This is a genomic window from Streptomyces panaciradicis, from assembly GCF_023516615.1.
GTDB classification, from domain to species: domain Bacteria; phylum Actinomycetota; class Actinomycetes; order Streptomycetales; family Streptomycetaceae; genus Streptomyces; species Streptomyces panaciradicis.
In genome coordinates this window covers 58,886-73,190 of the sequence record NZ_JAMGBF010000102.1, presented here as the reverse complement: position 1 = coordinate 73,190, position 14,305 = coordinate 58,886, and the positions used below count along the sequence as shown (strand labels likewise).

Genomic DNA, 14,305 nt, shown 5'->3' with positions numbered 1-14,305 from the left:
CCGTAGGAAGGCACCCCCGGAGAACCGGGAACACCCGGCGCACCCGGAACACCCGGAACACCCGGAACACCCGGCGCAAGTGGCGCATCCACCGCCGCCCCCTGCACCGTCGGCGGAAGCGCGCTGCCCCTCGACATCAGCTCGGTCACCGCGTCCGGCGGGGTGTCGTCCCCGACCTCGTTCAAGGGAGGTGCGAAGACGGTCGCCGGCAACGGCACCGAACGGTCCTCCTCGGCATCGGCGTTGGTGTCGGTCCCGGCCCAGGGAGTCGCCCCCTCGGGAACAGGCGCCGCACCCGGCCCGGGCAGCGTCTCGGCCAACGCCCCGCCGCCGGAGGCAGCAGCAGGAACCGCATCTTCGACATCGGCCCCGGCACCAGCACCAGCACGGGCACCGGCGCTGGCAGCAGTACCAGCACCAGCACCCGCCTCCTCCCGCCGATCCGCGATCCCCAGCCGGTCCGCCGCGTCCTGCAACCACTCCGGCGGACTCAGCAGGAACGACGTCTGGTTCAGATCCACCCGCGCCGAAGCGGCCGACGCCGGCGCCGGTTCGGGGTCGGCCTCCGGACGGCCGTACTCCTCCTCGTACCGGCGAATCACCTCGCCCACCGGCAAGGACGGCCACAACGTCGCCTCGCCGCTGTCCCGGGCGATCACCAGCCGCTGCGCGCCACCGTCCGAGCGCGGACCCTCGGCACGGTCCTCCGCCCACACCACGAAGCCCAGCTCGAACTCCCTTACCCGCACCTCCCGATGCTGGTACGACGGCACGTCACCGTTGATCCACTCTTCCGCGCGCTCCTGCGCCTGCGCGAACGTCACCATCGCGAAGCTCACTCCCCCACAACCGCGGACGGCGAAGACGGCGAAGACGACGAGGACACCGGCACCGCCCGCGCGAAACCACCGTCCACCATCAGATTCGCCACGGTCTCCAACTCCGGCGGAGAACCCGCCAGTCGGGACAGGAACACGTCGAAGTCCTCACCGCACGGCAGCAGCAGCCGCTCCACCCGGTCCGCCGGCGCCCACGACGGATCCACGTCCCGCGCGTCGTCGTACGCGCAGAACCACACCGAGCCGATCCGCTCGCCCTTCACCTTCACCGCGAGCAACCCGCCCTGCACGAACGCGACCCCCAGGTAATCCTTCGTCAGGTGGTCACGCAGACACTTGTTGACGTAAACCAGATCGTTCACGGCCGCCTCGTCGCGCACCGTGAAGAACGGCTGGTCGATCAGCAGACCCAACTCCGCGTCCAGCGCGGTCCCCACCGGCGCGCACCCGCCCGCCGCCTTGAGGAACGAACGGTACGCACCCGGCAGCCGGTACCCGAGGTCCTCCTCGACCCCCTGCACCTGCGCCTCCGTCACCGCCACACCCGACTTCGGCAGCCCGAAGTGCGCCGGCCGCGTCTCCTGCAACGGCCGCGTGCCCCGCTTGCCCTGGTCCACCGCCGCCGTCGCGATCCCGCCGTGATGCCGCAGCAACGCCTTCACCTCGACCGGCACCAACTCCAGCCGCCGCGACCCCACCACGTGATGCCACGTCCAGCCGTGCGGCGTCGCCACCGACGCCACCGTGTCCCACAGGTCGTGCCCGGAAGCCGCCAGCACCGCGTTCGCCGAGACGTAGTCCGTCAGCCTGAGCTCGTCGACCCCGAAACCCTCCGGCGGCTCCGCGATCTCCGCGGCGGCACGCGCGTAGGGTGAGAAGTCGGGGTAACCGTGCTCATCGACACGTACCCCTCTCGGGTGACGCGCCGCCCGGACCGGGTCCGGGAAATGCACGACCTGCCCGGCATAGGCCGCGTTCGGCGGCGCGGCTTGTTGCCCAGCCTGGCGGCTGGGCGGTGCCCCGAGCCGACCTGTCGTCATGGCGGTTGCCCCCTGCGGCGTTCTGTACGGACCCCGATGGCCACCTCCGGCCACCACACCCCGTATGTCTGACTGTCTCCACGCGTCAACCGCACGGCACGCGGCAGCCGCATGGAACGCGGTGGCGACAGCCTATGCGGTACGACGACACCGGTCACCGGGCACCGGTCAGCCGCCCTCCGCTTCCGTGACCAGCCGTCACCCCGCCCTTACACACCGCCCAAACCCGGGCGTGTCGCACCGCCCCAGCTACCGCAGCGGCAACGGAGTTTGGCACTCTGTCCCTTCCGAGGGGATGCTCGGGAGGGGATGACGATCATGAACGCGACGCAGACGGGACCGCACACGGCACCGCACACGGCACCGCACACCGCAGCGCACACGGGCCGCTCCGGCGACCCCCGCATCGGCTGGAGCGCCACCGACACCGCACCCGCGCCCGCCCTCCACCACCGCCGCGACGGCATACTCCCCACCGTCGCCGCCGCCCTCTCCGTCCGCGGCGCCACCCTCACCGGCACCGCCGCCCGCGGCGAGGAACCCCCCGCACTGCACCCCCTCGTCCAGGACTTCCTCGACACCCTCACCAGCGACCAACGCGACCGCTTCACCGGCCGCTGCGCCGAGACGATCCTCATCTCCCGCCACATCGCCACCGCCGACGCCGCCCGCAGCAAACGCGCCGCCCGCAAACCCATGACCAACGGCGAGGCACGCAAAGCCCTCAAGCAGGCCAAACTCACCGCCCGCCGCATCCGCGAGGACGGCGACCCCCTCCACGGCAGCTTCGCCGCCCCCTGCCGCGCCTGCACCGCCCTCAGCGCCCACTTCGGCGTACGCATCGTCGACCCCACGGCGACCGGCGACTGACCCCGCCGCCCACGGCGACAGACGGCCACCCCCCACCCCACACCCGCACGACGGCCCCCGCGGCCGGTCCATGACCTCGACGATCGAAGGGCAGATGCACCCCGACCGCACCTCCACCACGCGCTTCCCCGTACCCGTCGACGCCGCCCTGCGCGCCGCCGGCTGGCAACCCGGACGCTGGGACATAAAGCAGGCCGAGATCTGGGCCGACACCCTGCGGGACCACCAGTCCCCCGCCGGCCACCGGCACGCCGTCTTCCCCGCCGCCGTCGAAGCCTGGGCCGAATTCGGCGGCCTCCACCTCGCCCCCACCGGACCCGGCCGCCAGATCGCCCCCACCGCAATCCACCTCGACCCCCTGCACGGCCTCCACATGGCCCGCACCCTCGGCGACCTCGGCCGCGCCCTCGACACCGAGGTCAGCCCCCTCGGCACCGAGACCGACACCGACGCCCTCCTCGCCATCGACGCCGAAGGCCGCGTCTACGCCCTCGACCACACCGGCGACTGGTACCTCGGCCCCGACATCGACCAGGCCCTCGCCGGCCTCGTCTCCGGCATCGAACCCGCCCGCCTCACCGCAGGCTGACCCACCCCCGGCCACCTCACCGCAGGCCCGACGACCGCCCTACACCGCCGCGACCACCGCCGGAATCACCGCCGACACCCGGAAACCCCCCGCATCCGTCGGCCCCGACACGAACACCCCACCCAGCGCGGCCACCCGCTCCTTCATCCCCACCAGCCCGTTCCCCCCGGACGGCAACCGCGCCGACGCCGACCCCACCTCCGGCGGCGGCTCGTTCTCCACCTGCATCGCGATCTCCGACCCCCGATGCGCCAACCTCACATGCGTCTTCGCCCCCGCCGCATGCTTGTGGACGTTCGTGAGCGCCTCCTGCACCACCCGGTACGCCGTCTGCTCGATCTCCGCCGCGTACGACCGCACATCCCCCTCCACCGACAGATCCACGACCATCCCCGCCGCCGCCGACTGCCCGATCAACTCCTCCAACTCGGAGAGGCAAGGCCCCTCCCCCTCCTCCACGACCCGCGAAGCCGCCACCGCGGCCGCCACCGCCACCAGCGGCACCGACGGCTCACCCCGCCGCGCCCCGGCACCGTCCCCGCTGCGCAGCACCCCGAGCATCTCCCGCAGCTCCGTCAACGCCTGCCGCCCCATGTCCCCCACCAGAACGGCGTTCTTCACCGCCTTCTCGGGATCCTTCCGGGCCACCGCCTGCAACGCGGCCGCGTGCACCACCATCAGACTCACCCGATGCGCGACCACGTCGTGCATCTCCCGGGCGATCCGCGTCCGCTCCTCGTTCCGCGCCCACTCCGCGCGCTCCTCCGCACGCTCCGCGAGCAACATCAACTCCCGCTCCAGGCTGTCCGCACGCTCCCGCAGGCTCTCCATCAGCCGACGCCGCGCCCCCACATACAGACCCAGCAGCAACGGCGGCGCCGTCATCCCGATCGCCGTCGTGATCGCCGCGAACGGCACGAACCAGTCGCCCAGGTCCCACGTCCCCCGCGCCATGTCCTGCCGCACCCGCACGAACATCACGATCAGCATGCCGACCAGCGACATACCGGCCAGGGAACCGATGATGCGGCGCGGCAGCTCCGAGGCCGCGAGCGTGTACAACCCGACGATGCCCATCAGATAGCCCATCTGGGCGGGCGTGATGGCGATCGACACCAGCACCACGGCGATCGGCCACTGCCGGCGCACCAACAGCGCCGAACCGGCCAGCACCCCGAAGACGACCCCCGCCGCCACCGGAATCCCCGCATCCCGAGCGAACCGCACACCTTCGAACGCGCACTCCAACGCCGACGCCAGCGCCAGCCCCACATCCAACGCCGCGCTGCGCCACCTCGCCCACCACCACGGCCCTCCCCGGGCCGCGGCGTGGTCTTCCCCCGTCGTGGTCATGCCTCCAGCCTACGGGCGTTCCCGGCCGGTTTTCCGGCGAGTTTCCGCGACTGGCCTACACCACATTCCGTGACCGGACGAGCACGAATCGACCCGCTTTCCCTCGAACTGCTGAATCGCTCACCGTTCGACACCGGAAGCAATCATTCCGCCCGGACGGTATGCGTATGGCACATTCCCGCGGCAAGTACGCCGACTTCGAGGGCCTCCGGCAACAAGCGCTGGCACTGCGCCGCGAGGGCCTCAGCCGACGCCAGATCCGCGACCGGCTCCACATCGACAACAACGACATCCTCAACCGCCTCCTGCAGGGCGAACCCCCACCCGCCTGGACGAAACGCCCCAACGCCAAGGACGACCTGAGGGCCAAAGCCCGCGAACTCCGCCTCCAGGGCTGGACGTACGACCAGATCCAGGTCGAGCTCGGCTGCTCCAAGAGCTCGATCTCCCTGTGGGTCCGGGACCTGCCGAAGCCGGAGCGTCGCGACCCGACGGAACAGGCGAAGCTGGCGGCTCGAAAGAGGTGGGAGCACGAGCTGGCGGTGCGGGACGAGGAACGGCAGCGGACCAAGACGGCCGCCGCGCGGGAGATCGGCAACATGACCGCCCGGGAGCTGTTCACGGCGGGAGTCGCTCTGTACTGGGCCGAGGGGTCCAAGGACAAGCCGTACGACCGTCGCGAGAACGTGCTCTTCGTCAACAGCGATCCAGGAGTGATCCGGCTCTATCTGGCCTGGCTGGATCTGCTGGGTGTCGAGCGGGAGCGGTTGAGCTACCGAGTCATGATCCATGTCACCGGCGACGTACAGGGCGCCAAGCGGTTCTGGGCAGACCTGGTCGGCATCGATGTCTCCGCCCTTCAGAAGACGACGATCAAGAAGCACAATCCCAAGACGATTCGCAAGAACGTCGGAGAGAACTACCGCGGCTGCCTGGTGATCCGCGTATCGCAAGGCGCGGAACTGTACCGCCGCATCGAAGGCTGGTGGACAGGCATGGTGGATGCAGCCACCGGGATCACGGCGGCTCTGTCCTCGGGTAAGGTCTGACGCAGCCATCCGCCATGGGGTAACTGGTAGCCCGCGGGCCTTTGAAGCCCTGTAGTGCTGGTTCGAATCCAGCTGGCGGAGCTGCTCGGTTCGGGCCCTGACAGCACCGTCAGGGCCCGCTCTCATGTCGCCCGGGAAACGCCCCGGTATCCTTCGGATGTCCCCACCTCCTCCACAGCCGAAGGGCCACCCCGTGAGCGCCATTCGCCCGGCAGCCGTCGTCGTTCTCGCAGCGGGTGAGGGCACCCGTATGAAGTCGGCCACACCGAAGGTCCTGCACGAGATCTGCGGCCGCAGCCTGGTCGGCCATGTGCTCGCCGCCGCCCGTGAGTTGGACCCCGAGAACCTGGTGGTCGTCGTCGGGCACGCGCGGGAGAAGGTGGCCGCGCACCTCGGCGAGATCGACCACGGTGTGCGCACCGCGGTGCAGGCGGAGCAGAACGGCACCGGTCACGCCGTGCGGATCGCGCTGGAGTCGCTGGGCGGCGGTGTGGACGGCACGGTGGTCGTCGTGTGCGGGGACACTCCGCTGCTGAGCGGTGAGACGTTGCGGCGGCTCGCGGCGACGCATGCGGCCGACGGCAACGCGGTGACGGTGCTGACCGCCGAGGTGCCGGACGCGACGGGTTACGGCCGGATCGTGCGGGACGGGGCCACGGGTGCCGTCACCGGGATCGTGGAGCACAAGGACGCCTCCGAGGGTCAGCGGGCGATCCGTGAGATCAATTCGGGTGTGTTCGCGTTCGACGGTCAGCTGCTGTTCGGTGCGCTGAAGAAGGTCCGTACGGACAACTCTCAGGGCGAGGAGTATCTGACGGACGTGCTCGGGATCCTGCGGGAGGCGGGGCACCGGGTGGGGGCGTGTGTGGCGGCCGATCACCGGGAGATCGCGGGCATCAACAACCGTGTGCAGCTGAGCGAGGCGCGGCGGATCCTGAACGACCGGTTGCTGACGCGGGCGATGCTGGCCGGTGTGACGGTGGTCGATCCGGCGACGACGTGGGTGGATGTCACCGTGACGTTCGAGCAGGACGCGGTGGTGCATCCGGGGACGCAGTTGCAGGGTTCCACGCATCTGGGCGAGGGCGCGGAGGTGGGTCCGAACAGCCGGCTGCGGGACACGCGGGTGGGTGCCGGGGCGCGGGTGGACAACACGGTGGCGGACGGCGCGGAGGTGGGTCCGGAGGCGACTGTGGGCCCGTTCGCGTATCTGCGGCCGGGGACGCGGCTGGGTGCGAAGGGCAAGATCGGTACGTACGTGGAGACGAAGAATGCCTCGATCGGTGAGGGCACGAAGGTGCCGCACCTGTCGTATGTCGGGGACGCGACGATCGGTGAGTACACGAACATCGGTGCTGCCAGCGTGTTCGTGAACTACGACGGGCAGGAGAAGCACCACACCACCGTCGGGTCGCATTGTCGTACCGGCTCGGACAATATGTTTGTGGCTCCTGTCACGGTCGGGGACGGTGCGTACACCGCCGCCGGGTCCGTGATCACGAAGGATGTGCCGCCCGGTTCGCTGGCCGTGGCCCGTGGTCAGCAGCGGAATATCGAGGGTTGGGTGGCTCGTAAGCGTCCGGGCAGCGCGGCGGCGAAGGCGGCCGAGGCGGCGTCTCGGCAGGTCGAGAGCGAAGACTGACCGGAAACGGACGCCTTCGACACGGCGTACCGTGATAAGTGCACACCCAGTTGAGACACCTCTGAGGAGACAGCTGTGACCGGGATCAAGACGACCGGCGAGAAGAAGATGATGTTCTTCTCCGGCCGCGCCCACCCCGAGCTTGCCGAGGAGGTCGCCCAGCAGCTGGGGGTCGGGGTCGTCCCGACGAAGGCCTTCGACTTCGCCAATGGCGAGATCTATGTGCGGTATCAGGAGTCGGCTCGTGGTGCGGACTGTTTCCTGATCCAGAGCCACACGGCTCCGATCAACAAGTGGATCATGGAGCAGTTGATCATGATCGACGCGTTGAAGCGGGCGTCGGCGCGGTCGATCACGGTGATCGTGCCGTTCTACGGCTATGCGCGGCAGGACAAGAAGCACCGTGGCCGTGAGCCGATCTCGGCGCGGCTGATCGCGGATCTGATGAAGACGGCGGGTGCGGACCGGATCCTGACCGTGGATCTGCACACGGACCAGATCCAGGGCTTCTTCGACGGCCCGGTGGACCACCTGTTCGCGCTGCCGCTGCTGGCGGACTACGTGGGCCGGAAGGTCGACAAGGACAAGCTGACGGTGGTCTCGCCGGACGCGGGTCGGGTGCGGGTGGCGGACCGCTGGTGCGACCGGCTGGGTGCGCCGCTGGCGATCGTGCACAAGCGGCGTGACAAGGACGTGGCGAACCAGGTGACCGTCCACGAGGTCGTGGGTGAGGTCAAGGGCCGGGTCTGTGTGCTGGTGGACGACATGATCGACACGGGTGGCACGATCTGCGCGGCGGCGGACGCCCTGTTCGCGCACGGTGCGGAGGACGTCATCGTGACGGCGACGCACGGTGTGCTGTCGGGGCCTGCGGCGGACCGGTTGAAGAACTCGCGGGTGAGTGAGTTCGTGTTCACGAACACGCTGCCGACGCCGGGTGAGCTGAACCGGGAGCTGGACAAGATCACGGTGCTGTCGATCGCGCCGACGATCGCGAGTGCGGTGCGTGAGGTGTTCGAGGACGGTTCGGTGACGAGCCTGTTCGACGAGCAGTGAGCTGTAAAAACGCTTCTGCATGATCGATTTTTCTCCGGCCTTCCTTGCTGAGTAGACTGCTGCAGTTGCTCGGCGAGGGAGGCCGTTCCCGTTTTCCAGGGGTTCGGCGGTCCGTTATCGACGCGCTCTTCGTAGCAGGCCGTTCGTGGCCGGGTGACCACGTCCGTATCTACCTGTACGAGGAGTGATCCGTATGTCCGAGGTGAAGCTGAGCGCCGAGACGCGCACCGAGTTCGGCAAGGGTGCCGCCCGCCGTATCCGCCGTGACAACAAGGTCCCCGGTGTGCTGTACGGCCACGGCTCTGACCCGCTGCACCTGACCCTTCCGGGTCACGACCTGCTGCTGGCGCTGCGTACGCCGAACGTCCTGATCTCCCTGGACATCGACGGCAAGGGCAGCGAGCTGGCGATCCCGAAGGCCGTTCAGCGTGACGCGATCAAGGGCTTCCTTGAGCACGTCGACCTGCTGCTGGTCAAGCGTGGCGAGAAGGTCACGGTCGAGATCCCGGTCCACACCGAGGGCGAGCTGGCCCCGGGCGGCAACCTGCTGGAGCACGTCCTGAACGCGCTGCCGGTCGAGGCCGAGGCCACGCACATCCCCGAGTCGGTCACCGTCTCCATCGAGGGTCTGGAGGCCGGCGCGTCCGTTCTGGCCAAGGACATCCCGCTGCCGAACGGCACCAAGCTGGCCGTCGACGAGGACACGGTCGTCCTTCAGGTTCTGTCCGCGCAGGCGGAGGAGTCCGAGGGCGAGGAGTCCGAGGGCGAAGAGGCCGTCGCCGAGGCCTGATCCGAACGGATCGTCGTTTCGTCAGCCGCTGTTCCCGTACGGGGCAGCGGCTGGCGCGTATCGAGGAGACATGGACGTGACCACCCCCTCCAACGCCCCCTGGCTGGTCGTCGGGCTCGGCAATCCGGGGCCGGAGTACGCCGGCAACCGGCACAACGTGGGTTTCATGGTCGCCGATCTGCTGGCCGGGCGGATCGGGGGGAAGTTCAAGCGGGCGGGCAAGGCGCAGGCCCAGGTCGTGGAGGGGCGGATCGGCCCTCCGGGGCCGGCCAACCGCCGGGTGATCCTGGTCAAGCCGATGTCGTACATGAATCTGTCGGGCGGTCCGGTCAACGCTCTGCGGGACTTCTACAAGGTGCCCGTCGCGAACGTCGTGGCCGTCCATGACGAACTGGACATCGACTACGGCACGTTGCGGCTGAAGCTCGGCGGTGGGGACAACGGGCACAACGGGCTGAAGTCGATGACGAAGGCGTTCGGGGCGGACTATCACCGGGTGCGGTTCGGGATCGGGCGGCCGCCGGGCCGTATGCAGGTCGCGGACTTCGTGCTGAAGGACTTCTCCTCCGCGGAGCGCAAGGAGCTGGACTACTTCGTGGACCGGGCGGCGGACGCGGTGGAGGCCCTGGTGATCGAGGGGCTGGAGCGGGCGCAAAGCACGTACAACTCCTGACTTGTCCCCCGGCCGAGTTGACCGGGCGTTCAGGCATGGCCAATGATCCCGGCCATGCCCGCCACCGCCGCCCCGTCCTCCCGTCAGGCCCGTCAGGTCTCCGGTTCCGCGTTGCGGTTCGGGCGGGTGGCGGTGATGGGCGTGGTGGCCGTGCTGATCGTCGTCGCCGGGGTGTGGGGGTCGTGGCGGACCGCTCCGTACGTGATGCTGACCAAGGGGCGCGAGCGCGGCACGATCGAGGTGACGCGGTGCGACGGGCGGGCCTGTTGGGGGCCGTTCACGCCGCTCGCCGCGGGGGCGCCGGGGCGTCCGCGGATGGTCATCGAGAAGACGGCCGCCGTGCGCAAGGGGCGGTCGTACACGGTGGTGGTGCTGCCCGGCGGCGACGAGGTGGTGCGGTCGGGGCCGGCCGGGGTGCTGTACGCGTGGGTTCCGCTGGGCGGGGCGTTGTTGCTGGCGTCGGTGGTGGTGGCCGGGGGGCTGCGGCGGACGCGGGTGGCGTGGGTGCTGGCGGGGTCGGGTGTGGCCTTGCTCACGGCGGCTTTCGTGACGATGTGAGGTCTTTTCGGGTTCTCCATGCCTGTGGAGCACGTAAGCGTTGTCTGTTCGTGATTGACCTTGGGTCAGCTGCGGCCGGATGCTGAGCCGCCCCCTCCACATCTTCCCGTCCACCACTCGAAGATGGATTCGCCCCATGCGTACCCTCATCCGCGCCGGCGCTCTGTCCGCCGTCGCCGCGGCCGCGCTGTTCTCCGCGCCCGTCGCCGCCCATGCCACCGCTCCCGGGGACAACGGGACCGTGAAGATCCACGACGCCAAGACCGGCGAGGAGCTCAACCGCAACGAGCCGCACGTCTGCACGTTCTACCTGGACGCGTTCGGTTTCGACCGGGTCCAGGAGGTCGACTGGCACATCGAGGCCTGGGCGCCGGGCGCCGGCAGCAAGGGCGAGACGGTGAAGACGGGCGCGATCACGCTCGACGCGAAGGGTCACGGCCGTACCGAGGACCTGTCGCTGCCGGACGGGCACTACAAGTTGTTCTGGAACTTCGACGGCGAGAAGGGTGCCGCGAAGCACAAGGTGTTCTGGACGGACTGCAAGGACAACGGCGGCGGCGGTTCCACCCCGTCCTCGTCGGCGTCCCCGTCGGCGTCGGCGTCCGAATCCGCCTCGGCGTCCGCGTCCGCCTCGCCCTCGGCCGGCTCCTCCGCCTCCCCGAGCACGTCGTCGTCCGGGGGCGTCTCCGCCTCCTCGTCGCCGTCCGCGCAGGGCGGCGGCTCGGGCGACCTCGCCGAGACGGGCAACGGCGCGCCGGTCGGGCTGCTGTCGGGCCTGGCGGCGGCGCTGGTGGCGGCCGGCGGCTACCTGGTGGTCCGGCGGCGCCGGGCCTGACCTCCCACGTGAAACGGCGGTGCCCCCGAGTACGACACTCGGGGGCACCGCTGTTTCGTCAGTGGCTCAGCCGGTGTTGCGCAGGCCCGCCGCCACACCGTTGACGGTGAGGAGCAGGGCGCGGGAGAGCAGCGGGTCGGGCTCCTCGCCGGCGGCGGCGGCGTCGCGCTGCCGCTTGAGGAGGGCCACCTGGAGGTAGGAGATGGGGTCCAGGTAGGCGTCGCGGATGGCGAAGGTCTGCTTCAGGACCGGGGTGGCGTCGAGGAGTTCGCTCTCGCCGGTCACCCGCAGGACCTCGCGGACGGTCAGTTCGTGTTCGGCGCGGATGGTGTCGAAGACGTGCTTGAGCTCGTCCGGGACGAGGGTGTCGACGTAGTGGGCGGCGATCCTGAGGTCGGTCTTGGCGAGCGTCATCTCGACGTTGGAGATGAAGTTGCGGAAGAAGTGCCACTGTTCGTGCATCTCGTCGAGCACGGTGTCCAGGCCGGCCTCGCGCAGCGCCTTCAGGCCGGACCCGACGCCGAACCAGCCGGGGACGATCTGGCGGGACTGGGTCCAGCCGAAGACCCACGGGATGGCGCGCAGGCCGTCGAGCGAGACGCCCGATCCGGGGCGGCGGGAGGGCCGGGAGCCCAGGTGCAGGTCGGCGAGCTGGTCCACCGGCGTCGACGCGAGGAAGTACGTCGGCAGGTCGGGGTCCTCGACGAGGCGGCGGTAGGCGGCGTGGGCGGCGTCCGAGACGACGTCCATGGCCGCGTCCCAGCGGGCGAGGGCCTCGTCGGACTGGCGGGGCGCGGTGTGCAGGGCGGAGGCCTGCAGGGTGGCCGCGACCGTCAGTTCCAGGTTCTCGCGGGCCAGGGAGGGGATGAGGTACTTGTCGGAGATGACCTCGCCCTGTTCGGTGACCTTGATCTCGCCCTCCAGGGTGCCCCAGGGCTGGGCGAGGATCGCGTCGTGGGAGGGGCCGCCGCCGCGGCCGACGGTGCCGCCGCGGCCGTGGAAGAGGCGCAGGCGCACGCCGTAGCGGTGGGCGACGTCGCGCAGCCGGCGCTGGGCGCGGTGGATCTCCCACTGCGAGGTGGTGATGCCGCCGAACTTGGAGGAGTCGGAGTAGCCGAGCATGACCTCCTGGACGTCGCCGCGCAGCGCCACCAGGCGCCGGTAGGACGGGTCGGAGAGCATGTCCTCCAGGATCGTGTCGGCGGCCTTGAGTTCGTCGGTGGTCTCCAGCAGCGGCACGATGCCGATCTTCGCCCAGCCGGCGTGCAGGTCGATCAGGCCGGCCTCGCGGGCGAGGACGGCGGCGGCGAAGACGTCGTCGGCGCCCTGGCACATGGAGATGATGTAGGACTCGATGACCTCGGGTCCGAAGACGGCGAGGGCCCGCTTGATCGTCTCGAACACGCCGAGGGTCTTGGCGCCGGCGGCGTCGACGGGTGCCGGGGTGGGGGCGAGCGGCCTTCTGGAGCGCAGTTCCTTGGCGAGCAGCCGGGCGCGGTACTCGCGGGGCATGTCGACGTACCGCCAGGACTCCTCGCCGAGGCGGTCGAAGAGCTGGCCGAGGGCGTGGTGGTGGGCGTCGGCGTGTTCGCGGACGTCCATGGTGGCGAGCTGGAGGCCGAAGGCGGCCAGCGTGCGGATGGTGCGGTCCATGCGGCCGTCGGCGAAGAGGTCGCCGCGGTGGGCGCGCAGGGAGTTCTGCACGAGGGTGAGGTCGGCGAGCAGCTGGGAGGTGCCGAGGTAGTCGCGGCCCTCCTCGTGCGGGGTGCCCTTGGCGAGGCGCTGCTTGGTGTTCTCCAGCTTCTGCCGGATGCAGGTGGCCTTGAGGCGGTAGGGCTCCTCGGCGTTGAGGCGCTTGTAGCGGGGGCTGATCTCGGGGAGGCGGTCGAGGTCGGCCTGGAGGGACTGCAGCAGTTCCTCGGTGGCGCCGGTGTAGCGGATGGAGTTGGACAGGAAGCCGCGCAGCTCGTCGATCATCTCCAGGGCGTCGTTGATGCCGTGCTCGTGCTGGAGGATGAGGACGTCCCAGGTGACCTGGGGGGTGACGTTCGGGTTGCCGTCGCGGTCGCCGCCGATCCAGGTGCCGAAGGTCAGGGGCCGGCTGTCGTCGGGCAGCTTCAGCCCGACGCGTTCCAGCTCCGCCGTCAGGTCCTCGAGGACGTCGCCGACGGCGCCGGCGTGGAGTTCGTCGAGGTAGTAGATGGCGTTGCGGGCCTCGTCGGCGGGTTCTGGCCGTACGACGCGCAGTTCGTCGGTCTGCCAGACCAGGTCGATGTTCTCGGCCAGACGGGTGTCGAGGCGGCGCCGGTCGGAGGCGATGACCGGGGTCTCCAGGAGGGCGGCGATGCGCCGGAGCTTGTTGAGGACCGAGCGGCGGGCGGCCTCGGTGGGGTGGGCGGTGAAGACGGGGCGGACGTTGAGGTGGGCGACCGTCTGCCGCAGGTGCTCGGGGTCGGCGTCCTTGAGGCGGTCGGCGGTGCGGGCGAGCAGGCCGCCCTCGGCGGCGCGGCGGGCGCGCAGCTCGCGGCCGCGGTGCACCTGTTCGGTGACGTTGGCCAGGTGGAAGTAGGTGGAGAAGGCGCGGACCAGCTTGGCCGCGGTCTCCAGTTCGGTGCCGCGCAGCAGTTCGGCGGCGGCCTCTCCGTCCTCGCGCGTGAGGCGGCGGACCTTTTCGACGAGTTCCAGAAGCTCGGGGCCCTCCTGGCGGACGAGGGTCTCGCCCAGGAGGTCGCCCAGCCGGCGGATGTCGGCGCGCAGCTCGGTGCTGGTCGTCGTGGTCTGGTCGTCGGCACTGCTCACAGGTGCGGCTCCTTGCAGTGTTGAAGCTCGTCTGGGAGGGAACCCGGCGGCCGGACCGCGCGGCGGGCGCCGCATACGGCCGTGACATCCGGGAAGGAATCAGAGCGGACCGCGCTGTCCGACCGACTCCAAGGATAGGTGTCCATGCGGACGCGCAGACTCTCGGGCTCTTGCTGCCGGGCGACGCGCTGCCATACTTACGACGCCGTAGG

At 70.2% G+C, this 14,305-nt stretch carries 13 protein-coding genes and 1 tRNA gene; 10 read left to right on the top strand and 4 right to left on the bottom strand.

Annotation, left to right across the window (positions count from 1 at the left end; genetic code table 11):
* Together M8J74_RS29605 and M8J74_RS29600 are read right to left on the bottom strand one after the other, a co-directional pair.
* Positions 1–827, bottom strand: an 827-nt coding sequence (locus M8J74_RS29605) for an SUKH-4 family immunity protein (RefSeq protein ID WP_505016712.1), incomplete at its 3' end; no start/stop codon positions are given.
* 8 nt (positions 828–835) lie between these two features.
* Entirely contained in the window at positions 836–1,879 is a 1,044-nt protein-coding gene (locus tag M8J74_RS29600; RefSeq protein WP_249839378.1) for an SMI1/KNR4 family protein, read from the bottom strand.
* A 309-nt stretch (positions 1,880–2,188) separates the two neighbouring features.
* Here M8J74_RS29600 and M8J74_RS29595 point away from each other — a divergent pair, with 309 nt between their 5' ends.
* A complete protein-coding gene (locus M8J74_RS29595) occupies positions 2,189–2,749 on the top strand; it encodes a YwqJ-related putative deaminase (protein ID WP_249839377.1) in 561 nt (186 codons plus the stop codon).
* A 94-nt stretch (positions 2,750–2,843) separates the two neighbouring features.
* Positions 2,844–3,338, top strand: coding sequence for an SUKH-3 domain-containing protein (locus M8J74_RS29590; protein WP_058928359.1), 495 nt, complete (start codon positions 2,844–2,846; stop codon positions 3,336–3,338).
* Between the two features lie 39 nt (positions 3,339–3,377).
* Here M8J74_RS29590 and M8J74_RS29585 read toward each other — a convergent pair whose 3' ends face one another.
* A complete protein-coding gene (locus M8J74_RS29585; RefSeq protein WP_249839376.1) occupies positions 3,378–4,691 on the bottom strand; it encodes a sensor histidine kinase in 1,314 nt (437 codons plus the stop codon).
* Positions 4,692–4,858: 167 nt separating this feature from the next.
* Here M8J74_RS29585 and M8J74_RS29580 point away from each other — a divergent pair, with 167 nt between their 5' ends.
* From M8J74_RS29580 to M8J74_RS29545, 8 genes are all read left to right on the top strand, one after another.
* Entirely contained in the window at positions 4,859–5,740 is an 882-nt protein-coding gene (locus M8J74_RS29580) for a hypothetical protein (RefSeq protein WP_249839375.1), read from the top strand.
* 8 nt (positions 5,741–5,748) lie between these two features.
* A tRNA-Gln gene (locus tag M8J74_RS29575) sits at positions 5,749–5,821 on the top strand.
* 112 nt (positions 5,822–5,933) lie between these two features.
* Positions 5,934–7,382 carry a bifunctional UDP-N-acetylglucosamine diphosphorylase/glucosamine-1-phosphate N-acetyltransferase GlmU gene (gene glmU, locus M8J74_RS29570; protein WP_249839374.1) on the top strand — a complete coding sequence of 483 codons (1,449 nt, stop codon included), beginning with the start codon at positions 5,934–5,936 and terminating at the stop codon, positions 7,380–7,382.
* A gap of 75 nt (positions 7,383–7,457) precedes the next feature.
* Complete coding sequence (locus M8J74_RS29565) at positions 7,458–8,438, top strand: ribose-phosphate diphosphokinase (protein WP_200703633.1); 981 nt, start codon at positions 7,458–7,460, stop codon at positions 8,436–8,438.
* 193 nt (positions 8,439–8,631) lie between these two features.
* Positions 8,632–9,228 (top strand): 50S ribosomal protein L25/general stress protein Ctc, encoded by a 597-nt coding sequence (locus M8J74_RS29560; RefSeq protein ID WP_249839373.1) that lies wholly within the window; start codon positions 8,632–8,634, stop codon positions 9,226–9,228.
* A gap of 70 nt (positions 9,229–9,298) precedes the next feature.
* A complete protein-coding gene (gene pth, locus M8J74_RS29555) occupies positions 9,299–9,901 on the top strand; it encodes an aminoacyl-tRNA hydrolase (RefSeq protein WP_249839372.1) in 603 nt (200 codons plus the stop codon).
* A 42-nt stretch (positions 9,902–9,943) separates the two neighbouring features.
* Complete coding sequence (locus M8J74_RS29550; protein WP_249839371.1) at positions 9,944–10,459, top strand: hypothetical protein; 516 nt, start codon at positions 9,944–9,946, stop codon at positions 10,457–10,459.
* A 136-nt stretch (positions 10,460–10,595) separates the two neighbouring features.
* Positions 10,596–11,294, top strand: a complete 699-nt coding sequence (locus M8J74_RS29545) for an LPXTG cell wall anchor domain-containing protein (protein ID WP_249839370.1) — start codon at positions 10,596–10,598, stop codon at positions 11,292–11,294.
* Positions 11,295–11,360: 66 nt separating this feature from the next.
* Here the strand turns inward: M8J74_RS29545 and ppc are convergent, their stop codons facing one another.
* Positions 11,361–14,093, bottom strand: coding sequence for a phosphoenolpyruvate carboxylase (gene ppc / locus M8J74_RS29540; protein WP_249839369.1), 2,733 nt, complete (start codon positions 14,091–14,093; stop codon positions 11,361–11,363).
* Positions 14,094–14,305 lie beyond the last annotated feature (212 nt).